Origin of the sequence: Spirosoma foliorum, from assembly GCF_014117325.1 — a bacterium.
GTDB lineage: Bacteria > Bacteroidota > Bacteroidia > Cytophagales > Spirosomataceae > Spirosoma > Spirosoma foliorum.
On sequence record NZ_CP059732.1, the window covers coordinates 3028627 to 3051998 of the forward strand.

Annotated in this window: 19 protein-coding genes; 10 read left to right on the forward strand and 9 right to left on the reverse strand. The window is 46.5% G+C overall.

Going from position 1 to position 23372, the window contains the following annotated elements; translation table 11 throughout:
* Window positions 1-7: 7 nt before the first annotated feature.
* The 4 genes from H3H32_RS12685 to H3H32_RS12695 all read right to left on the reverse strand — a co-directional run bounded on the left by H3H32_RS12685 (window position 8) and on the right by H3H32_RS12695 (window position 5020).
* Window positions 8-2656, reverse strand: a complete 2649-nt coding sequence (locus tag H3H32_RS12685) for an MGH1-like glycoside hydrolase domain-containing protein (protein ID WP_182463057.1) — start codon at window positions 2654-2656, stop codon at window positions 8-10.
* 69 nt (window positions 2657-2725) lie between these two features.
* The gene (locus H3H32_RS12690) at window positions 2726-3535 is read right to left on the reverse strand and encodes a glucose 1-dehydrogenase (RefSeq protein ID WP_182463058.1); all 810 of its coding nucleotides are present in this window, start codon (window positions 3533-3535) and stop codon (window positions 2726-2728) included.
* Between the two features lie 221 nt (window positions 3536-3756).
* On the reverse strand, window positions 3757-3897 hold the full coding sequence (locus H3H32_RS38235; protein WP_374191825.1) for an alpha-hydroxy-acid oxidizing protein: 141 nt from the start codon (window positions 3895-3897) through the stop codon (window positions 3757-3759).
* Window positions 3833-5020 carry an alpha-hydroxy-acid oxidizing protein gene (locus H3H32_RS12695; RefSeq protein WP_374191826.1) on the reverse strand — a complete coding sequence of 396 codons (1188 nt, stop codon included), beginning with the start codon at window positions 5018-5020 and terminating at the stop codon, window positions 3833-3835. Before H3H32_RS12695 ends, H3H32_RS38235 begins: the two co-directional genes overlap by 65 nt.
* A 439-nt stretch (window positions 5021-5459) precedes the next feature.
* On the opposite strand from H3H32_RS12695, the gene H3H32_RS12700 reads away from it, so the two are divergent.
* Complete coding sequence (locus tag H3H32_RS12700; protein ID WP_182463059.1) at window positions 5460-6065, forward strand: T9SS C-terminal target domain-containing protein; 606 nt, start codon at window positions 5460-5462, stop codon at window positions 6063-6065.
* Between the two features lie 840 nt (window positions 6066-6905).
* On the opposite strand, the gene uvsE is transcribed toward H3H32_RS12700, so the two are convergent.
* Window positions 6906-7793 (reverse strand): UV DNA damage repair endonuclease UvsE, encoded by an 888-nt coding sequence (gene uvsE, locus H3H32_RS12705; RefSeq protein ID WP_182463060.1) that lies wholly within the window; start codon window positions 7791-7793, stop codon window positions 6906-6908.
* Between the two features lie 149 nt (window positions 7794-7942).
* Here uvsE and H3H32_RS12710 point away from each other — a divergent pair, with 149 nt between their 5' ends.
* Window positions 7943-8350, forward strand: a complete 408-nt coding sequence (locus tag H3H32_RS12710; RefSeq protein WP_182463061.1) for a hypothetical protein — start codon at window positions 7943-7945, stop codon at window positions 8348-8350.
* 51 nt (window positions 8351-8401) lie between these two features.
* Here the strand turns inward: H3H32_RS12710 and H3H32_RS12715 are convergent, their stop codons facing one another.
* From H3H32_RS12715 to proS, 4 genes are all read right to left on the reverse strand, one after another.
* Window positions 8402-8854: an FKBP-type peptidyl-prolyl cis-trans isomerase gene (locus H3H32_RS12715; RefSeq protein WP_182463062.1), complete on the reverse strand. Its 453-nt coding sequence runs from the start codon at window positions 8852-8854 to the stop codon at window positions 8402-8404.
* 177 nt (window positions 8855-9031) lie between these two features.
* Window positions 9032-11896 (reverse strand): PQQ-dependent sugar dehydrogenase, encoded by a 2865-nt coding sequence (locus H3H32_RS12720; protein WP_182463063.1) that lies wholly within the window; start codon window positions 11894-11896, stop codon window positions 9032-9034.
* Window positions 11897-11908: 12 nt separating this feature from the next.
* Window positions 11909-12868 carry a sugar phosphate isomerase/epimerase family protein gene (locus H3H32_RS12725; RefSeq protein WP_182463064.1) on the reverse strand — a complete coding sequence of 320 codons (960 nt, stop codon included), beginning with the start codon at window positions 12866-12868 and terminating at the stop codon, window positions 11909-11911.
* Between the two features lie 262 nt (window positions 12869-13130).
* A complete protein-coding gene (gene proS, locus H3H32_RS12730) occupies window positions 13131-14603 on the reverse strand; it encodes a proline--tRNA ligase (protein WP_182463065.1) in 1473 nt (490 codons plus the stop codon).
* Window positions 14604-14987: 384 nt separating this feature from the next.
* On the opposite strand from proS, the gene H3H32_RS12735 reads away from it, so the two are divergent.
* The 8 genes from H3H32_RS12735 to H3H32_RS38240 all read left to right on the forward strand — a co-directional run bounded on the left by H3H32_RS12735 (window position 14988) and on the right by H3H32_RS38240 (window position 23329).
* Window positions 14988-16322: a hypothetical protein gene (locus H3H32_RS12735; RefSeq protein WP_182463066.1), complete on the forward strand. Its 1335-nt coding sequence runs from the start codon at window positions 14988-14990 to the stop codon at window positions 16320-16322.
* A gap of 198 nt (window positions 16323-16520) precedes the next feature.
* Entirely contained in the window at window positions 16521-18098 is a 1578-nt protein-coding gene (locus H3H32_RS12740; RefSeq protein ID WP_182463067.1) for a hypothetical protein, read from the forward strand.
* Window positions 18099-18287: 189 nt separating this feature from the next.
* Complete coding sequence (locus H3H32_RS12745) at window positions 18288-19892, forward strand: glycoside hydrolase family 28 protein (protein ID WP_182463068.1); 1605 nt, start codon at window positions 18288-18290, stop codon at window positions 19890-19892.
* A gap of 134 nt (window positions 19893-20026) precedes the next feature.
* Entirely contained in the window at window positions 20027-21061 is a 1035-nt protein-coding gene (locus tag H3H32_RS12750) for an SDR family oxidoreductase (protein ID WP_182463069.1), read from the forward strand.
* Between the two features lie 2 nt (window positions 21062-21063).
* A complete protein-coding gene (locus H3H32_RS12755) occupies window positions 21064-21720 on the forward strand; it encodes an NAD-dependent epimerase/dehydratase family protein (RefSeq protein WP_182463070.1) in 657 nt (218 codons plus the stop codon).
* Window positions 21717-22520, forward strand: a complete 804-nt coding sequence (locus H3H32_RS12760) for a helix-turn-helix domain-containing protein (protein WP_182463071.1) — start codon at window positions 21717-21719, stop codon at window positions 22518-22520. The genes H3H32_RS12755 and H3H32_RS12760 overlap by 4 nt, the downstream gene beginning before the upstream one ends.
* A gap of 283 nt (window positions 22521-22803) precedes the next feature.
* Entirely contained in the window at window positions 22804-23205 is a 402-nt protein-coding gene (locus H3H32_RS37145; protein ID WP_220472638.1) for a phytanoyl-CoA dioxygenase family protein, read from the forward strand.
* Window positions 23162-23329 (forward strand): phytanoyl-CoA dioxygenase family protein, encoded by a 168-nt coding sequence (locus tag H3H32_RS38240; protein WP_220472639.1) that lies wholly within the window; start codon window positions 23162-23164, stop codon window positions 23327-23329. Before H3H32_RS37145 ends, H3H32_RS38240 begins: the two co-directional genes overlap by 44 nt.
* The last annotated feature ends 43 nt before the right edge of the window (window positions 23330-23372 follow it).

The window sequence follows — 23372 nt, forward strand, 5'->3', positions numbered from 1 at the left end:
TCTATTCTCACTTTAAGTTCGCATATTTTCGGCTGATTAATTCGGCGACCAAACCTGTCCATCCTGTTTGATGACTGGCGCCTACACCCCGCCCATTGTCGCCATCAAAATACTCGTAAAACAGTACGTAATCGCGAAAATGGGGGTCCTGATATTTCGAATGCTGTCCAAAGGCGGGGCGTTTGCCAGCTTCATCTTTGGTAAACAGACTGATGAGTCGATTGGCGAGGCCACTTGCCACCTCTTTAAGGGTAACCTGTTGACCTGACCCGACTGGGTACTCAACCGTAAAACTATCCCCGAAATAGCCATAAAACCGATACAAACTCTCTACAATCAGGTAGTTAGTCGGCATCCAGACAGGCCCGCGCCAGTTGCTGTTCCCCCCAAACATACCGCTATCGCTTTCGGCGGGGGTATAAGTTAATCGGAAGGTGGTGTTATCCAGCGTGAACTCGTAAGGATGATCCCGGTAAACCTTTGACACGGCCCGAATGCCATGTGGACTTAGAAACTCATTCTCGTCGAGCATCTTCGATAAGATGGCCTTCAACCGAAAACCCCGAAGTAGACTGAGCAGCCGCTTTTCATCGACCCCTTTTTCCGTATATCGTGACACCTGATTGTACAGATCCGGCCGGTGACTCTGGAACCAAACCATTCGTTTCAGAAAGGCCGGGTTTGCCTTCATCAATTCATCCTCCAATACCTCAACAGCAAACATGGGGATAAGGCCCACCAATGTTCGAACGCGCATCCGTTGCACACTGCCGTCATTCATTCGAAGTTGGTCGTAGAAAAACCCTTCGTTTTCGTCCCACAAGCCTACGTGCGTGTCTCCAATATTGGTAATAGCGCCTGCGATGTACAGAAAATGGTCGAAGAATTTCGTCGCCATTTCATCGTATACCAGGTCATGCTTAGCCAATTCGAGCGCAATGCGCATCATGTTGAGGGAATACATGGCCATCCAACTGGTTCCATCGGCCTGCTCCAGATGACTGCCATCCGGGAAAACGGTATTTCGGTCAAAAACGCCAATGTTATCTAAGCCCAGGAATCCGCCTTCAAAAATATTATTGCCCGCTTCATCTTTCCGGTTTACCCACCAGGTAAAGTTGAGCATCAGTTTATGAAAAATACCCCGTAAAAATGTTCGATCTTCTTCGCCTGGTGGTTTTCGCTCAAGTTCAGAATGGTAAATTCGCCAGGCTGCCCACGCCTGCACGGGCGGGTTCACATCCGAGAAATTCCATTCATAAGCAGGCAACTGGCCATTCGGATGCATGAACCATTCGTTGGTCAACATCATAAGCTGTTGCTTGGCAAAACCCGGATCGATTATGGCCAGATTTACACAGTGAAACGCCCAGTCCCAGGCCGCATACCAGGGATATTCCCATTTGTCGGGCATTGAAATAACTGCCGCATTAATGAGCTGAAGCCACGTATGATTACGCCCTAAGGCCCGTTCGGGCGGTGGCGGTGGGTTATTCGGATCGCCAGCCAGCCAGCGCGATACATCGTAGTAATAGTATTGTTTGCTCCACAGCATCCCGGCAAATGCCTGACGCTGTACTAATTTTTCATCAGGTGTTGCTTCCTCGGGCTGAATATGGGCGTAAAACTCATCGGCTTCCTCCTTACGCTGCGCAATGATCTGATCAAATTCGGTGAAAGGCGCGATTAGATCAGCCACTGCCGTTCCCGGCGCTTCAAGCCGAAGCCGTATCTGAGCGGAGCCACCCGCTTCAATCGTGAACTGATAATGAGCGGCCGCTTTAGTACCCGTATGATCTGGGTTGACGGTATTCGCTCCCTGCACCACATGATCGTTGATGCCGTCCTTCGGGTAAGTTGATCCGGAATGGGTATCGTACAGGCGGGCCTGATTGGTTTCATTTTCACAAAATAACCAGTCAGGCTGTCCTTCGGCATGCAGTACGTAATGCCCCAGATCAGAATCTTCGACCGATACCGTTCCGTTGGGTTGCAATACCAACGACGGTCGATAATTGGGCACTCCATCTGAGTCATCGCCAAATATCCAGGTATTCCGAAACCAAAGCGTAGGTAGCAAATGAAGTTCAGCCGCTTCGGGACCACGATTATGCGCCGTCACCGTCATCAGTATATCTTTCGGACCCGCTTTGGCATACTCCACAAACACGTCGAAATAGCGATCTTCATCAAATATTCCCGTATCGAGCAGCTCAAATTCGGGGTCCAGACGGGTGCGTTTACGGTTTTCGTCTAAAAGCCATTGATACGGATAGGCAGTCTGCGGGTATTTGTAAAGCATTCGCTGGTACGAATGCGTTGGAATATTATCGAGGTAATAGTAGAGTTCTTTAACGTCTTCGCCATGATTACCTTCACTATTCGTCAGACCGAAATAGCGCTCTTTCAGAATGGGATCTTTCCCATTCCAAAGCGCTAGGGCAAGACAAAGCTGTTGCCGATCATCGGAGATGCCTGCAATGCCTTCTTCGCCCCACCTATAGGTATAGCTCCGGGCAATATCGTGCGTTGTATACCTCCAGGCATCACCATTAGAGCTGTAATCCTCACGTACGGTTCCCCACTGGCGGTCGGAAACATATGGACCCCACAGCCGCCAAATTGTATCGTCTAAACGTTGCTGTTCAATTGTCACGTTACTGAATGTATGATGTAGGATCTATGAGGTAAGATATATCCTACATCATACATCCTATATAAAAAATCATCCGCCGGTAGAAAAGCCTTCAAAAACGGTCATGCCGCCGTCGATGAAGATGCTGGCTCCAGTGATGTAATCTGATTGATCGGACGAAAGAAATACGGCCAAATTGCCAATGTCCTGAGGCTGACCAATTCGGTTATAGGGAATCAACGACATCAGACTGTTCAGCGCCTGCGGGGTTTCCCAGGCAGCTTTATTAATTGGCGTCTGAATGGCTCCTGGGCAAATGCTGTTGACCCGAATTTTACGATCACCGTATTCCTGCGCCAATGATTGCATCAGCATTTTAATCCCACCTTTTGAGGTGGCGTAGTTGACATGGCCACCCCAGGGAATGAGTTCGTGAACAGAGCTCATACAGATAATTTTTCCGGTGGCTGCGGACACTTCAGGACGAGGACCACGGCGTAAAAACTCCCGGATTGCCTCACGAGCACATAAAAACTGTCCCGTCAGATTGACACTAATGACTGTATTCCATTGATCGAGGGTCATTTCGTCGAACTTCGAATCGCGTTGCAAACCCGCATTATTAATCAGAATATCGACAGTGCCGAATTGAGCCACCACATCGGCAAATAGCTTGATGACCTGATCTTCTTTACTAACATCGCATTGAGCTACGATGCCGTTGCCACCCGCATCTGTAATTTCTTTTAATACGGCATCAGCGGCCGGCTTCGTGGCCTCAACAGGATAGTTTACAACAACAGTAGCCCCAGCAGCCGCCATCGACTTGGCCACACCGGCTCCAATACCGCTGCTTGCCCCGGTTATAATGGCAATTTGTCCCTTCAATACTTGATCCATATCTTGTAAAGCTGTATTTGTTAAGTGTAAGTCGCAGCCGATACATTTGGTTTAAAAGTTATTCCTGTTTAGTAACCTTTAATCTGCCTGAACAAGACTTATCAGCGGCAAACTACAAACGATTTATGGATTATTACCCGAAATGAGTCTGTGTATCTGGGCATATTAAATGAATTTAATATGCCCAGATACACAGACTCAGCGTGCAGTTAAAGCTTGCGTTAGCTAAAGCGAAGGCTATCGGCAGTAATCTCTGACAAGCCTTTACACCCGATTAAGCCCAGTGTTAGTTCAAGATCAGCAAGCAGATTCCGAATAACTGTTTCTACCCCAGCCTGCCCATCCAGGGCAAGTCCATACACGTAAGGGCGTCCAACACATACGGCTTTTGCGCCTAGGGCTATAGCTTTTATTACATCGCCCCCCCCCTCGGATACCGCTATCCAACAGTACCGGAATCTGTCCATTAATAGCAGAAACAACAGCAGGCAACGCTTCAATGGTGCTAATAGATCCATCGACCTGCCTTCCCCCGTGGTTCGAGACAATAACGCCATCCATACCGTAATCAACGGCTCGGCGCGCATCGTCGGGATGTAAAATTCCCTTGAGGAGAATTGGCAACTTGGTCTGTTCCCGCAGAAAGGCGAGGTCATCCCAGGTAATGGTTGGATTGCTATAAATACCCGAAAACAACGAAACCGCCCCCATTGCCCGTCCAGAGCGTAATTTATGTAGGAACGATCCACTTGGATAACGCCGAACGGCACCTAGTAGATGGCGAATGGTTGTCGTTGTAATCGTTGGGCGAGCCTTGGGCGGTTGTTGGATGTACTCATCTAAAAGTTGCTGAAAAACGGGATCAGAGGTGTACTGTGCGAGGCCCTTTCCGTGCAAAAAAGGTAAGTGTCCCAACGACAAATCCTGGGTCCGCCAACCGAGCATGGTGGTATCGAGCGTCAGTACAATGGCGCTGCACTTACAGGCTTCAGCCCGCTGAACGAAACTACTGACCAACTCGCGGGAACGGCTCCAATAAAGCTGAAACAAACGCATCGAATTACCCATTACGGCCGAACAGTCTTCCATCGACACTGACGCCTGATTGGAAAAGATATAGGGTATGCCTGTTGCCTCAGCAGCCCTGGCCACCGCCAGATCGGCCTCGGGGTGGGCCATTTCCAAAACCCCAATGGGAGCTAATAAAATCGGCGAGGGTAGTTTCTGTCCGAATAGCTCAATACTCAGATCGGGATTTTCAACATTACGAAGCATTTTCGGGACTAGTTGCCACCGTTCAAACCCCTGCCGATTCGCCCGAACGGTTTGTTCATTCCCAGCCCCGCCTACAATATAGGCACTTGCCACCGGTGTCATTTTCTGGATAGCCGCCTGCTTCAACTGAAGCATACTGGCCGGAATTTTAGAAACCCGCCCCGCAAATCCGTCTAGATAAATCTTCCGTTGCCACTCTAAAGCCCGCATCTATTTGTCAATTAATCGAACGTTAAATATCACTATTTCAATGATTAATTGCGCTACAAAGTAGACGATCCAGCTAGTGGTCCGATAAGAATCATCCAATTTTCATTTTTATCATCCGATTTCAAGCGCTTTTAACCAGAAAACGCACGGTTCTATAACACACTACTTTTAGTCAAAAATCCACGATTTGTATTATAACAATAAATTCTATTCCTGCAAATCAAGATAGTCCTATAATTTAAAATTATTAGAAAAATACAATTCATACGTTATTTATAGGGACTTGTTGTACTTTTTCAATAATCGGCCCACTAAACTTATATCAAATTGTATTTTTAAATGAATATTCACCCAAAAAAGGCTTTAAACGAATTATACTATTGCATTAAATCGTGTTTACCCCACACCTTTGTATCGGTTAAAACAAAATTTCAAACCAATGAAAAAGATCCGTTTATCAATCGCTGTACTTTTGTCAGTATGGAGTCTAGCCGGCACAGGAGTTGCCAATGCAGACAATGGTTCAGGAATGGGTGGTGTGAAAGTTGAGAAGTCCGAACAAAAGAAATTACGTGTTTATACAAAGCCGGGAGCAGCGGTTGACTTGGCACTTATTGATGCTGATGGCAACGTTCTCTATCGGGGAATCATTTCTAAAAACAACCAAAAGGCAACCTCGTTCAATCTGAACAGTTTACCCGATGGTCAGTATTTTCTGACGGCTGGCAACAACGCCTGGTGGATGTCGCAAGGGGTGACTATCAAAGCAAACGCTGTTAGCATCGATGAGCGTAATTTACAGCAAGTGGCTGAACCAACGCTAACTGCCTACGAAAAAAACAAATTCGAAGTGGTGTTGCCTTCTAAAAACGTAGACGAATCTATGGTGGCTATCTACGATCCACAGAACGTTCTGGTTCAAGTTGATTCGTTCAAAGGTTCTACTCGCCGTTTCGATTTGTCGAGCTTACCTGCTGGTGCCTATACATTCGTAGTTGGCCCAAATCAGAAGCAGTTTACAACTCGTGTCGATATTCAGCACTAAGCTGAAATAGACAGCGAATCCTGTCAAACTAGTTCATTACCCATTCTCAACACGTATGGTCAGTCTTTTCGGACAAGCCTGGCCAAACCACTGATTCCGCCCCGTACTTTTCACAAAGTACGGGGCTTTTTTTAGTACGATATTAGGGCAGACAGTACCAATAACGATGTTGTGAGCGAATTTAAAGAGCTTTTATTAAATATAACTTTATCAAGAAAAAGCAAGCACATTCCTGTTCGTTGACTCGTATTAGTTTGTCCCGATTATCAACTAATTCTCGGAAAAATTACATCACAATAAAAAGTCAAAATAATTATATTATGTAAAAGTCGAACTTAAGCCGACTTCATTGATAAGGCCGTTCCGATGAGTGTACAACTGATTGACGAAACAAAGCAAAGAGAAGCAAGTAATAGATTGCCGCTATAAAGCGCATAGCCAGAAAGGCCGAGAAGCGAAATGGCAAAAAGCAGAAAAATAAGAGATAGGAATCTTAACAGCTTGTTTTTCATGCTACAAATTAACATTTGATGGAATGTGTAGCATTAAAATTACCTATACGCTACTAAATATTAGAAGTCAACTACACTCTACTTACAACCACTACGTTAAAATTGCCCTGATTACCAAGCAAACCAGTGCTGCAGCAATCAAAAGAATGACTGTCCAGGGACCAGGAATCGGAAGCATTGTTTTACGTTTCATGATGTATTAGAAACTTATAATGCTCAGACAATTCGAATCCTAAAAAGTCACGTAAAGGAACTCGTTGCTCATAGACTTTACTCCTTTACACTGACTAACAACGCTTTAATAGTCAACAGGTTATACAACTACAGCTTATTGATGAATCAATTTTTGAACAGCTAATTCTTTCATTTTACATTCAAAGATGATATCTACCTCTTTACCATATGTATTTACGGTTGAATAGAGCCAGTCGGCATGGGCTTCTCGTCGGGCCTGAGGGTCCTCATGTAGCTGTCTGGAATCAGAGTAGTGAAATACAGGTCGTACATCCCAGGTATTATAAGCGGTCATAAAAGCCTCCTTTTCTGTTTGGTAGCCTGGGTTAAGGTGATGATGGAAGTAATCAAAGACAATTGGGATACCCGTACGTTCGTAAAGCGAAACCAAATCTGTAACGGTATATAAACTCAGTCGGTCGTCGTTTTCAACCGTCAAACGAGCTCGAAGGTTGTCAGAAAGTAAGTTGAAATTTTGGGCAAAACGGGTCAATGTAGCCGCTTTATCACCATATGTGCCTCCTACATGAATATTTATTTTATTCCAATGCGATGGCTTCAGCCCCATTAGATCAAACAATTCTGAGTGTGTTTCAAGGTCTTTAATGGTATTGTCAAGTGTCTTTCCTTGTCCAGCAAGTTGATTAAATGGACCGGGATGAATCGTCAGCCGGATTGGGCGGCTACCAATTTTCTTAAGCGTAGCCCAAATGTCTGGAAAATCAGGAAGATCAACGAGCCGATACTCAGAAGCCCAAGGAAATATATCAGATGATATACGGAACAGGCCAAAGCCATTTTCAAGGTTCCAGTCTACAATCTTTAGTAAATCCTGTACATTTTTCAAGGCCAGTTCCGACGCATAAGCAATGCCTTTCTCGGAAAATGTCTTTTTGATCATTCCCCTATTTGTGGTAACCTTATTGGCCTGCAGGGTTAAATTAATACAGGCATAGCCAGTAGCATGTGTTGTCAAATCCATGACCACTTAACCCAAAGTTTAGGTTTTGGGTTAAGTTTATTTTGACCGTTCGTTCAAAACTTAGCCCGGTAATTAATCGATAGTGACTTATTTTACTATTAAAGTCCAACCATTTCCCTGATGGAGGATATATGCTGCATTATCTGTCTATGGAAGATTTTACCCCTGATCAACGTATTGGTATAATACGAGGCTACTGTACCATGGCCCAGGCTCTGAACGAGTATCAGGTAATACATTGGCCCGAGCTTTCGCACGAACAACATCTGGATCTGAATGCTTACCAGAATAGCTTACTAAATCGGGCACAGGATCTTGAAACGCAGGCATCTCGCCCTGCTTTTGTCAATGCATCGGTTATGGCGACCAATGTTCAACAGGCTACTGCCGATGCACAAGCCAGTCTAAGGCGTATTCGGAACCTTACTCTTGCGCTTAATGTGGGAGCCATCACGGTTGCGCTGGCGGCCTATGTTGCCCGAGCAAATTTGCGGGGGATACAAACGGCCCTACGTGAACTGGGCGATTTACTGATGCTTGAAAACAAAGTGGAGTAATTGGACCATCCTGAACGGTCCAATTACTCCACAAATCAACTTAGTAAATTCCTACAGAATCAACCCTGAAGGCGATTTTACACCAACCAGCTCCACCTCGAATGTTAACTCCTGCCCTGCCAGCGGATGGTTTGCGTCGAGTGTAACATTCGTTTCTGTCAAATCACGAACAATAACCGGGATGGGCCGGGGATTGCCATCTTCGTGCATATTGAGGGTCATGCCTACTTCGAGTGGAATATCATCCGGAATATCAGAACGATTCAGGGTAAAAATCATTTCTTCATTAGCGGCTCCATACGCATCCTCGACAGGAATGTTGATGGTTTTCTTTTCGCCTGGGTTCATGCCTGCTACACCTTCATCGAATCCTTTGATCACCTGACCGCTACCAACTGTAAATTCCAGCGGTGTGCGCCCTGCCGATGAATCAAATATAGTTCCATCAGTTAAAGTGCCTGTGTAATGCACCTGAACGGTGTCACCAGATTTTGCTTGTGCCATAATACAAATGGTTTGTTGTAAACACTGCGGCAAAAATACCGGAACTTCCGACAAGAGTTTACTTTCTCATCAATTTTTACCAACTCAGGATTGGGGTTTGATGTTTGAAGTCCGATGTTTGACGTTAAGCAAGCAGACTAACGTCAAACATCGGACTTCGAACATCAAACTACTACTCTACTGTCCCACGGCTTCCATAAACTTGATACCGGACAGCGTCATGAGCGGTTGAATCGACTTGGCCTGGTCGTTTTTGAAGACGAAATAGATGTCGTGAATTCCTTCGGTGTCTTTCAACGCCATTTTAACCGAAGGAACCGGACGCCGAAAAGGATTAGCTGCCGGGGCGGCTCCCGTTGTGCTTCCGGGTTTTGTTGCCGCCCCCGACTCCATCTGAGCCATTAGTTTTGCCATATCGACTTCGGGAGCCAGTTCAACGTTAGCTTCCCCAATTAGTGGCCCTGTTGGCGAGTTCAGATGCGCTTCAATAGCGCCCCCCGAACTGCCTTCGCGTCGTTGAGCAGAAGCTTCAAAATCTAATTGTTTTATGCCTGTCAGATCGATACGATAGTAGCCAATGTAGCTATTAGTGTAGGGAATCACGTTCATACCCTTGCCCATTCCCTTTGCTTTTAAATCGGCACCATGAACGATCGGGGCGTCCGACGCATTCATTTTCGGACTATGCAATACAATCATCCGCTCGGAAGTTTGCATGGGAACGGCTTTGCCACCCCGATCCGTATACGCTGCGCGTACCAGCACCGAACCCTTCCCATTATCTCCTTCGGGTATTTTGACACTGTAGTTTCCCTGCATCGGCAGCGAGCTGAACGTTTTATCGTTTATATTCAGAATGTATTTTACGATGACTTCTGCATCTGCCACCGACATAGCTGGGTGACCGGGCATCGCGACATCGCCCCACACGCCTACTCCACCACTCCGAATTTTCTTCACCAGCTGATCGGTTGCGCCAGCGTTACCTTTGTACTTCGTTGCAATTGCGGTAAACATGGGCCCAACCGATTTAGTATTGACCTGATGGCATACTTTGCAATCGCTTTGACTAATCAGTGTTTGCGCAACGGCATATTGTGTAGAGGCATCGACACTCCGCTGACTTTGCATGACTTCGGCATAATCAAACCCTTCTGATGTGTAGTCAATACTCATGGCTACTTTGTCGGGGGTAATTTTTCCGTTGGTTAAGTCCCCGTCTTCCTTATCGTCTACACTAACCGCGTACCGAATGGGTTGACCCGGAAAGAAAAACGTCTTATTACTAGCCAGGTTAACGGCTACAGCAGGTGGCTCATTTCCGGCAATGATCTTCACAGATTTACTATTAGCCGCTCCTTTTGAATCAGTTACAGTCAACGTGGCCGTATAAACACCTGCTTTATCGAACGTAACAGTTGGCTCAGCGACATTGAAAACCTTAGGGGTCATGCCAGGCCCTGTTACTTTCCACTGATAGCTTAGCTTATCCCCATCAAAGTCTTTCGTACCGTTGGTTAACAGTGTTAGATTTAAGGGGATAGCCCCGCCTTTCTTACTAGCTGATGCTTCGACGACGGGTCTGCGGTTTCCGCCATTGTACTCGATTCGAACCAGCCGCGCATTATCACTTTTACGAAACCAGTTACTACCATATTCAAGGGTGTACAAATCGCCATCGGGGCCAAACTTCATATCGATCGGCTCAACAGGATGGTAGTTGGGCACTACCCGCTCCATCGATTTGTAATTACCTTCAGCATCCATCGTCACGGCCATGATCCAGCCACGGGAGAAGTCGGTGATGATCCACTTGTTCTCATAATAAGCGGGCCAGGGGCGTTTTGCTCCTTTAAAATCAGCCTGATGATAAACCGGTCCGCCCGTGGCCGAACGCGAGCCAGTTCCGACTAGCGGAAACTCTTCCGAGACACCATACGGGTAGTAAATAAAAGACGGGGCAACGGGAGGCAATTCTTTCAGACCCGTATTATTGGGCGAATTATTGACAACATGGTCGGGGTCTTTTTTCTCCAGCGGCTTTTTCTCGGCATAGTCATAAACAGGAAACGCCTGCCGATTACCAACAAACCACGGCCAGCCAAAATTACCCGGTTTTCGGGCCTGATTCAGTTCATCATAGCCACGAGGGCCAATTTCAGAATCGGCGGTAGCATCAGGACCCACTTCGCCCCAATACACATAACCGGTTTTGCTATCGATTGAAATCCGCCAGGGATTCCGATGCCCCATCGAATAAATTTCAGGGCGGGTTTTAGCTGTCCCTTTTGGAAAGAGGTTGCCATCCGGGATCGTATAGGTGCCATTGGCTTCCGGGTGAATGCGCAAAATTTTACCCCGAAGATCATCTGTATTACCCGCATGTCCCTGATCGTCCCAACTACTGCGCCCAGGGCGTTCGTCGGTTTGAGCCGCCTGCTGATTGCCCGTATTGTTTCCCACGGTTAAGTAAAGATTTCCGGCCCGATCCCAGGTCATCCCTCCACCGGTATGACAGCATACCTCCCGTTGCGTAGGTACTTCGATCAGGATTTTTTCGGAGTTATTCACCAATTTATCATCCTTCACCTCCCAGCGAGTCAACAGGTGTTTTTTCTCCGTTGGATGCGCGTAGTATAGATATAGCCAGTGATTGGTCGAGAAATTGGGATCAAGACTCAAACCCATCAATCCCTCTTCGGCTTCCGATACCTTACCTTCTGCCGAGGTGTATTTCGTATTAACGGGTATCGTGGCAATCAAATCGACGGTTTTTGTGATCGGATCGTATTTTTTCAAGCCGCCTTTTCGCTCAATGATGTAAGCGGTGCCATCTTTCAACACCTCAAACGTCATAGGTTCGTCCAGGTCATCGGCCACGAGTACAGGCGTAAAGCGACTATCGTCAGGCTTTTGAGAGGGAGAATCGTCCTGCACAACAAAAGACGCCAACCCAAGAACAAGTACCGCCTGTAAAGAAATGGCTAGCGGGCCAACCAAACGCGGACGCCATTTTTTAGCGTTAAACTGTAGATTTTTCATCGCGGTAGGCTATCAGGCTTGCAGTTTTTTTAGGTAATTGTAACTGGTCGTGATGCTCTCGATTGGCTCAGCCGCCATATCTTGCTCCACAAAGAAATACTTTAGACCAGCCGTTTTAGCCGCAGCAAACGCGCTCTTAAAATCGACAACTCCATTGCCAACTTCCGTGATTGTTTTCAGGTCGGCCTTAATATCTTTGGTATGCCATAAGGGGAAACGGCCAGGGTGTTCCTTGAATAGTTTAACGGGATCTTTACCCGCTTTGACTGCCCAGGCCAAGTCTAATTCCATCTTCACCAGTTCCTTATCGGTTTGTGACAGAATCAAGTCATAGGGCGTTTTTCCTCCTTCAACTGGGTCAAATTCAGTCGCGTGATTATGGTAGGCAAACCCAATCCCTGCTTTTTTACACGCTTCACCCGTTTTCTGAAATACCTCAATCGACTTTTGAATCTCGTCGAGCGTGGCAACGGGTGTACTGGCACAAACCAGATAACTCAATCCACCTTCAGCCGCCTGGTCAACAAGCTGCTGGTAATTATCACGCAGGCTGAGCATGGGGGGTATCTTGGAAAAATCCATAGCTGGCCTTGGAGCAGCCCCACCGGCAGCTCCCGTTGTGCTGGCGGGTGGTGTTGGCCGTGGTTTAAACGGTGCGCCCATGGCATGGTGAGCCCGCCAGGTCATGCCTAGTCCTTCCACCAATGCTTTAAATTCTTTCGCTTTATAACCGTAATACCCTTCCCGTAAGCTAAATGCGGATTCTATTTCCTTATAACCCACAGCCGCTACTTTTTCGAGCGTCCCTTTCGGATCGTCGCTCATGGGGCGAAACAGCGTAAATAACTGAAGCCCAATGGGGCGGGAAGCAACAGAAGAAAACAAGGAATCGGCCTTAGTCAATTCGGGCAATACAAGGCCACCCAGGGTTAAAGCTCCGGCATCGCGAAGAAACGAACGTCTGGTACGCATAGGTAAAAGTTTTGGAGTTTACTAAGACTACAGTTTTTGTATCAAAACAACTGCAGTTCGTTCACTACCAAAAACGCAATAGACCGAAGCCCGGAAAATATCGGCAGATCACCCGTTTCAGCCGATGAACAGGTTACTGGTCAGGTATAGCCCGGAACTAGTTAAAGGTGGTCAGAAATTGCCCGTTTAGGTAAGTCGCTTTTGACTACACCTGGCAATTCCTGACCACCCTAGACTATTTACTGACTATACCTGACCAGACTTAATAAGCTCTGGCAAACACAACGCGTCCTTTAGATGGCTTACCCGAATAAACGCAAACTCCTTCTTCCGCTTCCTGATCAAATGGAATACAACGAATGGTTGCTTTGGTAGCCTCTTTAATGGCTTCTTCGGTTTCGGAAGTACCATCCCAGTGAGCCATCAAAAAGCCGCCTTTCTCGATCTGCTCCTGAAACTGCTCGAACGTATCGACCCGGAAGGTATTATATTGCCGGAAGGTCTTGGCTTTCGCGTAAATCGTCTCCTGAATATCGTCAAGTAACGCTTTTATCCGCTCGGTCAGTCCGTCGAACGGTACCGTTTCTTTCGTTTTCAGATCCCGACGGGCTATTTCGACTGTGCCATTTTCCAGATCACGACCACCCATCGCTAACCGAACGGGCACCCCACGCAATTCGTATTCAGCAAACTTCCAGCCTGGTTTGTTAGCATCCGAATCGTCGTATTTCACCGAAACGCCTGCCTTTTTCAGTTCCTGAATCAGCGGTTTGATTTTGGCGGTCAGCAACTCCAGTTGTTCTTCAGTACGATAAATTGGCACGATAACCACCTGAATAGGTGCCAGTTTTGGTGGCAACACTAAACCATCATCGTCGGAGTGAGCCATAATCAGCGCGCCCATTAAACGGGTTGAAACACCCCAGGACGTTCCCCAGACGTAATCTAGCTGGTTCTGCTTATTCAGGAACTGCACATCAAACGCCTTTGCAAAATTCTGACCCAGAAAGTGCGATGTGCCTGCTTGCAGCGCTTTCCCGTCCTGCATCATAGCTTCAATACAAAGCGTATCTTCGGCACCAGCAAAACGCTCGTTAGCCGTTTTAGCCCCTTTGATCACCGGTACGGCCATCCACTCTTCGGCAAACTGTGCATACACATCCAGCATCTGCTGGGTTTCAGCCTGTGCTTCCTCGGAGGTCGCATGAGCAGTATGTCCCTCCTGCCAGAGGAATTCAGTTGTACGCAGGAAAATCCGCGTCCGCATCTCCCAGCGAACTACATTGGCCCACTGATTAATCAGCAAGGGCAGATCCCGATACGACTGAATCCAGTTTTTGTAGGTACTCCAGATCACCGTCTCCGATGTAGGCCGCACGATCAGTTCTTCTTCCAGTTTCGCTTCTGGGTCAACAATCACCCCCGAGCCATCTTCCGCATTTTTAAGCCGATAGTGTGTAACAACGGCGCACTCCTTAGCAAAGCCCTCTACGTGTGAGGCCTCCTTGCTCAGAAATGACTTGGGGATAAACAAAGGAAAGTAAGCATTGGAATGCCCTGTTTCCTTAAACATATCATCCAGGGCACGCTGCATCTTTTCCCAGATCGAAAATCCATAGGGTTTAATAACCATACAGCCCCGAACGGCCGAATTTTCGGCCAGATCAGCCTTTTTAATTAACTCATTATACCACTCGGAATAATTTTCACTACGGGATGGAATTGCTTTTGCCATGTTTTCACTCGTCAGGAATGGTTAAGGGTAGTCAGGGTTTGTCAGAAGTGGTCAGGAGTAGTGAAGAGTGGCCAGGTTTTGTCGAGATTGGTCAAGGTTAATCAAAAAATGCTTAGCATTCCTGACAACTCCTGACCATACCTGACTATTCCTCACAACCCTTGACCATACTTGACCACACTTGACTATTCTTGACTATATTTAACTATTCTTAACTTTTTTTTTAAGACGGATTAAACCTTTATGTACAAAATGGAATCTAACTAAAAGATAACTTGCAAAGATAGGTTTTTACTCTATTTTTGTAATCAAACCTGTCATTCTAGTGTTATAGATTAAAATGGCAGTTTTTACGAGTTTTTGTTACTTTAATTCCCTTGCCAAATGAAAACGCAACGACTATATTCTTATCTGACGTTGGCTGCTCTGTTTAGTATCTGGAGTTGTACCTCCAGCCGCCAGACTGCGCAGAACACCAGCGAAGCGGATGATCTGTATGGTGTTTCTGGTAATGCACCAGTCTATGCCAGCAATCGACAGTCGGATGGGTACAGTGGCCAGCAGTCGAGTCGTTCACTCCAACGCTACGACCGCCAGCAGCAACGTTCCCTCCGAAATGCCAATCCTGATTACGCAGACGATCAGCAGTATGGCGCAATGGGCACGAACAACACCGATGAGTATTACACCGAGTTAAGTGCCCGTAAACTAAATCGGGGTCTCTCGCCCGATCCAGGCTGGAACGACAATGGTTCAAACGCTTACAATTCAGGCTTTGTAAATGGCTACAATGCCGCTACAACATCGGCTTACAGCTGGAACCGTTGGGGCTACAACAATACAGGCTTCTATAGCGGTCTCGGTTTAGGAATGGGCATGGGGATGGGTTTGGGTGGTTATGGCTACAACAGCTTTGGATTTGGCTTCGGCAGTCCATTCTATTCGCCGTTCTACTCTCCTTTCTACGGCAGTGCTTTTGCTTATAGCCCATTCGGCTATGGCTCATTTTATGATCCGTTCTATAGCTCCTATGCGTATGGATACGGTGGTTATTATAGCCCATTCTATTCGTCGTACTATGGCGGAGGATATTACGGTGGCTCATACGTCAACAACGCTTATGTAGTTGGTGCTGACCCATATCGCACCCGGACCTATGCCCGAACAGCCGATCGTTCGGCAGGGCGCTATTCAGCTCCTTTTGATAACTCGGCTCGGACGTATAATCCAGCAGGTGGCCGTACGAGTGCTAACTCAGGCTCAACATCGAGAAGCGATGGATATTATGCCCGTCCTAGCGGTGGTAGCAATCGCGGAAGTTACTACTACGACAACAGTTCGAGCAGTAACGGACGGACTAGCACCAACACAGTAGCTCCTTCTTACAATAGCGGCTCCAGCAATGGCAATAGCGAATACTATGCTCGGCCACGTGAGAGCAATCGGGGTAGCTACACACCTTCGACCAGTGGTTCTACCTATAGCAGCGGTAGCGGCCGAAGCAGTTATCAACCAAGCTACCAGCAGCCATCTTCGTCTTATCAGAGCCAAAGCAGCCGAGGTAGCTATAGCCAACCTCAACAGAGTTACAGCCAGCCAAACTACAGCCAACCAAGCCGTAGTTACAGCGCACCAAGCTACAGCGCTCCTTCGGGAGGTGGTGGATTCTCTGGTGGTGGCGGTGGTCACTCAGGCGGTGGCGGACGTGGTCCACGCTAACAGGAATTAAATTATAAATAAAAATCCCCGCTGATTAGACAATTAGCGGGGATTTTCGTTTTGTATGTGTTGTGGAGCTCACATATTTGTAACGGGGTAATTAAACGTTTATAGAGTAATCTGTTCTAAGAACAAGCTCGTAGCGTAGATTTGAAGCCATTTACACTCCACCTATTCGCTTTATAAAGCTTTATGAATATGAATAAACATTCCTTTTTTACAGTAGCTTTCATGGTCGCATCGCATCTGGCTTTTAGTCAGGGAGCTGCTTTTGATTACGCCGATGATGCTTTTCGCTACTCCGATTTTAATCAGAATGGCACCGCTCGTTTCCGGGGCATTGGCGGTAACCATTCAGCATTGGGTGGTGATGCCAGTAACCTAGGAGGCAACCCGGCCGGTTTAGCCTTCTATAACCGTTCGGAACTTAGCATTAGCCCGATGTTTACATCAGCTAACAATCAGAGCACGTTTTTAGGTCAACAGACAACCGGTAGCAGCGGCAAAGTGAGCATTGGGCAATTGAGCCTTATTTTACCCGGAAAAAACAACAACGGCAGTGGCCGCTGGCGCCGAAGTTCGTTTGGTGTAGGCTACTCGCAGTCAGCGAATTTCTTTGATTATGTTGATGCCCGTGGTTTAAATAACAATCCAAACTCGTCTATTGCGCAGACTTATGTCAATTCGGCCAATGCAGCGCAGTATAGCGAAACGGAACTGATCAACGGGTTTGACCCCAATAATCGTCAGGCCGATTTTAAAGAGGCTGCGGCCTATGGTTTGTTTCTGATTAACCCGACTACAACCACAACACCAAGTTATTCAGGACCGCCTTATACGCGGTATGATGCTACTACGCAGAAAGATCAACGCTCGACCATTACTCGCTCGGGTGCGCACTCCCAATGGACATTCGCCTATTCGGGAAACCTGGACGACAAGCTGTACATTGGTGGCTCAATTGCCTTAACCCACCTGAAATATGATTCGCAGGTCGTCTTTCTGGAAACGCCTGTAAATGGGAAAACCTTTGCGAACTATGGCCAAACGAATGGCTTAAGTGTAAGAGGCAACGGGATCAACGCTACGTTTGGCCTTATCTATAAACTAATTCCGCAACTTCAGGTAGGTGCAACAATCGTTACTCCTACTTTCAGTAGCGCCAACGAAACATTTAGCCAAACCCTGACGGCAGTCGCCAAAGATCCTAATCTGCAACTGAAGACGAACTATGTCGATGTGGTTGATCCGTCGAATGACTTTACGTATTCGCTACAAACCCCATTACGGGCATCAGGTGGTGCTACCTACTTTATCGGTAATGGCAAAATTGGCTTCCTGACCGCAACGGCAGAGTATGTGAATTACCAGGGAATGCGGGTACGTACCTCATCCTTCACGAACGCACAGGACAACACCGACTTCAAAAACGATGTGAAGCGCTTTGTTCAGGATACCTATCAGAATGTGATCAACATTCGGGCGGGTGCCGAAATTCGGGCGGGCATTCTTCGTTTACGGGGCGGAGTAGCCTATATGCCAAGCGCTTATAAAATCGACCTGGATCGAGTAGCCAAAGCCGACCGCTCTAAACTGCTCCTTACTGCCGGGCTGGGCGTCCGAAACGATCGTTTTTTTGCTGACGTATCGGGTTCTTACCTAACTTATAAATCGGGTTACTCTCCTTTTGAGTTACCCAGCAGTGCTGATACACCGACGGTTGCTACCAGTAATCGCAGCACAAACCTTATGCTATCTCTGGGTGTATTTTTCTAAACATCAGCCCATTATACTTCAGAAAAAGGCGACCAACTGGTCGCCTTTTTCTGTTTCACACCTCACGAAAATTCTCATTCTAAAACAGGTACGATTGAGCCACAAACCAGTATGTATACACAGTGGCCGGACAATAGACAACGACAAAACTATTGAGATGGCTGCGCTTATCATTGTAGAATGTCGTGTATGTATAAACGGTTATTTTTCCTTGCCTTAATCTGGCTGAGTACCCCTGCATTCGCCCAGCAATCCGACGTTTTTACGGTTAAAAGCCGGGGCGCTAAAGGGGATGGCCATACGCTGGATACCGAAGCCATTCAGAAAACTGTCGACGAATGCGCTGCTCAGGGAGGGGGAACGGTTTTCTTTCCGGCAGGAAAGTACGTAACGGCTACCATTTTTCTGAAAGACAACATAACGCTGGAGATACCTGCCAGTACCACCCTGGTAGGCGCCACCGATATACAGCAGTATCCTGTTATTACGCCAGCTATTTCCTACTACGGTAGTGAACATATTCATTTTGCCCTTTTTTATGCCGAGGGTCAAAAAAATATTACCCTGAAAGGGCAAGGTACGATTGATGGGCAGGGAAGCGCGTTTGTTGACAGTTCACAGTTCTTCCCTAAAAACTACAACTGCCGACCATTTCTACTTTGGTTTGTTAACGTGAAAGGATTAACGGTCAGCGGACTGCATCTACGGAATTCAGGGTTTTGGATGCAACATTACTTAAACTGCGAAGACCTGCTGATCGATGGCATTGAGGTGTTTAATCATAGCAATAAAAACAATGATATGATGGACATCGACGGTTGCAAAAACGTACGGATTGTGAATTGCCTTGGCGATAGCGACGACGATGGCATTACCTTGAAGAGCATGAATGAAAAGCCCGTCGACAATGTCGTGATCAGCAATTGTATCCTCAGTAGCCACTGCAATGCCATTAAATGCGGTACCGAGTCGTCGGGTGGGTTTCGGAATATTGCCATTACCAATTGTGTAGTACGGCCCTCTGTCATTTCAGATAAGGCTATCTACGGCAATCCTCGGGGCAATAGTGGTATAACACTGGCCAGTGTAGATGGCGGTCAACTGGATGGCATTGTCATCGACAATATCCGAATCGATGGGCCACAGGTACCCATTTTTCTGAGACTAGGCAACCGGGCAAGGCCGTATAAAAAAGATCAGGGTGAGGTTCCGGTTGGTACGTTCCGGAATGTGCAATTATCGAATATCGTGGCTACTGGCGCGTCTAAGCTGGGGTGTTTAGTGGCTGGATTACCTGGTCATGAACTCGACAATGTGCATTTGTCGAATATTTCCATTTCGTTTGCTGGAGGTGGCACCTTGGAGGATGCTCAGCGAGCTCTGCCGGAGAATGAGAAAAAATATCCAGATGCGGAGCAATTTGGTTTAAACAATGCCTATGGTTTTCAGGTACGCCATGTCCGCAACTTTTCGATGCATAACCTACACTTGTCCTATCAAAAATCGGATGATCGACCAGCCGTTGTGCTCAACGATGTGGATCAGGCAATAGTGGATGGCGTTACAGCGATGCACTCGGCCAAAAGTGAAGCTTATATCCGCGTAACCGCCAGCAAGAAAGTGCGTATTGCGAATTGTCAGCCCCGGCTTCAGTCGACAGGTTCTATGTTTCTGCAGTTGGAAACAATTCCACAGACTGACCTTGTAGTAGTAGGCAACGATCTCCGAGGCTTTCAGAAACCAGCCAAATCGAATAAGAAATACACTCTTTGGGTTGGCAACATTGGTCAGTAAACTGTGATTACCCGCTACCCCATAGGTCTTCGTTAGAAAAATCTGAACTTTTCAACAAACTAGTTTGGACTTTTCAACAAATCACAATTCCATAGCATGGCTGAACTTTGCAGTATCAAACGTTCAATCATGACATGGAAACTCAACAAACCGTATTAGTAACTGGAGGTTCAGGATTTATTGCCTCTTATTGCATCATTGCGTTGCTCAAGAGTGGGTATAAGGTAAAAGCTACCCTGCGGTCACTCAACAAATCTGAACTGGTAAAACAAATGCTGAAAGAAGGCGGCTTGCGTTCAGTTGAGGGGTTATCTTTTGCGGAAGCTGATTTAGAAAACGAATCGAGTTGGGAAAAAGCAACGGAAGGCTGCCAGTATGTTATTCACGTAGCGTCGCCTACACCTCATACAGACGCCAAAACAGAGGATGATTTCGTTATCCCGGCCGAAAACGGGGTACTGTTTGTGCTTCGGGCAGCCAGGAAAGCAGGCGTGAAACGAGTAGTACTTACGTCGGCTTTCGGAGCAGTGGGTATGGGTACCGTAAAAACTACCCCTTACACGGAAGAAGACTGGACAGTACTGAACGAAACCGTGGCTCCTTATCAAAAATCGAAAACCATTTCGGAAAAAGCAGCCTGGAATTTTATCGAAACGGAAGGCGACGGAATGGAACTTGCCGTAGTAAATCCTACAGGTGTGCTGGGGCCCATTTTGTCGGACGATTTTTCGCATTCCATTCAAAATATTAAACAAATGCTGAATGGTGATATGACAGCCTGCCCTAAACTAATTTCGGGCTACGTGGATGTCCGTGACGTTGCCGACTTGCATTTGAAAGCGATGACCATGCCTCAGGCTAACGGACAACGCTTTATTGCCGTTGCCGGAGACGGTTTTTCGCTATTGGATGTAGCTAATGTGCTCCGAAAAAATCTGGGCGAAAAAGCCGCAAATGTCCCAACCAGAGAATTACCAAATTGGCTCATTAAATTACTGGCCCTATTCAATCCGAAACTCAAAGCGGTTGAGCCGTATTTAGGCATGGTAAAAAGAGCAAGCAGTGAAAAAGCCATATCGCAACTAGGCTGGAAACCACGTTCTACCGAAGAGGCAATTTTAGCGACTGCCACTAGTTTAATCAACTTAGGTATTGTAAAAACGAAATAGCCATGAAACTAATCATCACCGGTGCAACAGGATTAGTAGGCGAAGGCGTTTTGCTGGTCTGCCTAGAAAACCCCGTAGTAACAGAAGTGCTTATCATTAATAGACGGTCACTGGCCCGTAAACACGCAAAACTAAGCGAGTTGATTGTAAACGATTTTTCAGACATCAACAAGTACAGTGCGCAACTAAAAAAATATGATGCCTGCTTTTTTTGCGCGGGCGCCAGTAGTATTGGCGAAAATGAAGCATCGTTTACCAAAAAGACGTATGATTTTGTCGTTCCATTTGCCAAAACTCTTTCAGAAATCAACCCAGCAATGACCTTCATCTATGTCTCAGGAAATCGTACCGACAGTACCGAGCAGGGAAAAGTTATGTGGGCAAGAGTAAAGGGGCGAACCGAAAATGCGTTGCTGAAATTACCATTTAAAGCCGTGTATGCTTTTCGCCCTGGATTTATGAAACCGGTAAAAGGGCAACAGAACGTGCGGCTGATTTACCGTGTTTTCGAAGCTTTTTATCCATTATGGCTATCCATTCTCCCTAACTGGACCTGTACCATGCGGGAAGTAGGACTGGCCATGATTAACTGCGTAGCCAAAGGATATAGCAAATCTATTTTGGAAGTACAGGATATAAAATTGCAGGCAAAGCAATGAAGATAACGGAAATAAAATCGTGTTTCGTAGGCCCGGCTATATCGCCGGAGCAATTCATTGCCGAGCATTTCTTTTTGTTTCTGGCAAAGGGAACCATGAACGGTTATGACGGCAACAAGCACTATATACTCAGCCCCGGCGAAAGCTGCCTGGTTCGTAAAAACAGACTGGCCCGTTACAACAAAATAAAATCGAACAACGAGTTCGAAAAAGTCATTATCTTTTTTGATGAACCATTTTTGAAAAATTTCCAGCAAAAGCACACCATAACGTTAAAAAAGCACACGTCAAAAGATGCGTTCATTCGGATCAAAAAAGATAAGTTAATCAACAGCTTTCTACTCTCGCTGGAACCTTACTACAATGGTTCCGGCATTATCAGCACTACTTTTTCTGACTTAAAACGGGAGGAATTATTGCTGATCCTCCTGGCATTACAGCCAGAATTATCGGATGTGTTATTTGATTATGGCGTTCCCGGCCGAGTAGATCTGGAAGCGTTTATGCAAAAGAATTATAAGTTCAACGTGAACATGAAGCGCTTTGCCTTCCTTACCGGGCGAAGTTTGTCGGCCTTCAAAAGAGACTTCAAAACCATTTTTGATGAAACACCCAATCGCTGGCTGGTGAAACGACGGTTACAGGAAGCCCGTTTCCTGATTGAAGAAAAAGGGCAAAAAGTCACAGATATTTACCAGGATCTAGGATTCGAAGATTTATCGCATTTTTCATTTGCGTTTAAAAAGGAATTTGGATCAACAGCAACCGAGCTTTCTGAATCTGGCAATCTTCCACAATAGCCAAAGGCGACCGCTTGGTCGCCTTTGGCTATTGTGGAAGATTCAATGAAACCCCTATAACCCACTAATTATTCGGGCGTAGCCATTGTTGGCCAAATTCACATCATAACTCATCGTTAGGTCATGCGCTACGTTTGAGGATATTACGCACTGGGATACATATGGCTATGTGATTGTACGAAATGCAGTTTCTCGCAAGGATTGCGATCAAACCATTCAGCTGATCTGTGATTCCATTGATATTGACCGCTATAAGTCCGAAACATGGTACCGGCCCAGCCCAATGCAACAGGGAATCATGGTTCAATTGTTTCAACATCCACTTTTGGCCAGGAACCGCTCGTCGATTCGTATCCGAAAAGCCTACGAACAGTTGCGGAATCGAACGGATTTGTGGGTATCTACCGACCGAGTCGGCTTTAATCCACCCGAAACAGAAAGCTGGCAATTTCCTGGACCTAATCTACATTGGGATGTCAGCTTAACTCTCCCAATTCCGTTTGGGCTGCAGGGTCTGCTTTACTTGTCCGATACCCAGCCTAATCAGGGAGCCTTTACCTTAGTGCCTGGATTCCAGCATCGAATCGCCGACTGGATTACCCAACTGCCTCCTCAGGCCAATCCCAGAACGCAGAACCTTCATGCTTTCGGCACTACGCCTATCGATCGCTGCCAATGCGGGTGACTTTATTATCTGGCATCAGGCTTTACCGCATGGTAGTTCTCCAAATAGGTCGAGAGAACCCCGGTTTGTACAATACATTAATTACGCTCCGTCCAACATTGAAGTAAATCCTGATTGGCAATAACCACTCTTACTAATAAATCTTCGATCGATAATAAGTATCTGAA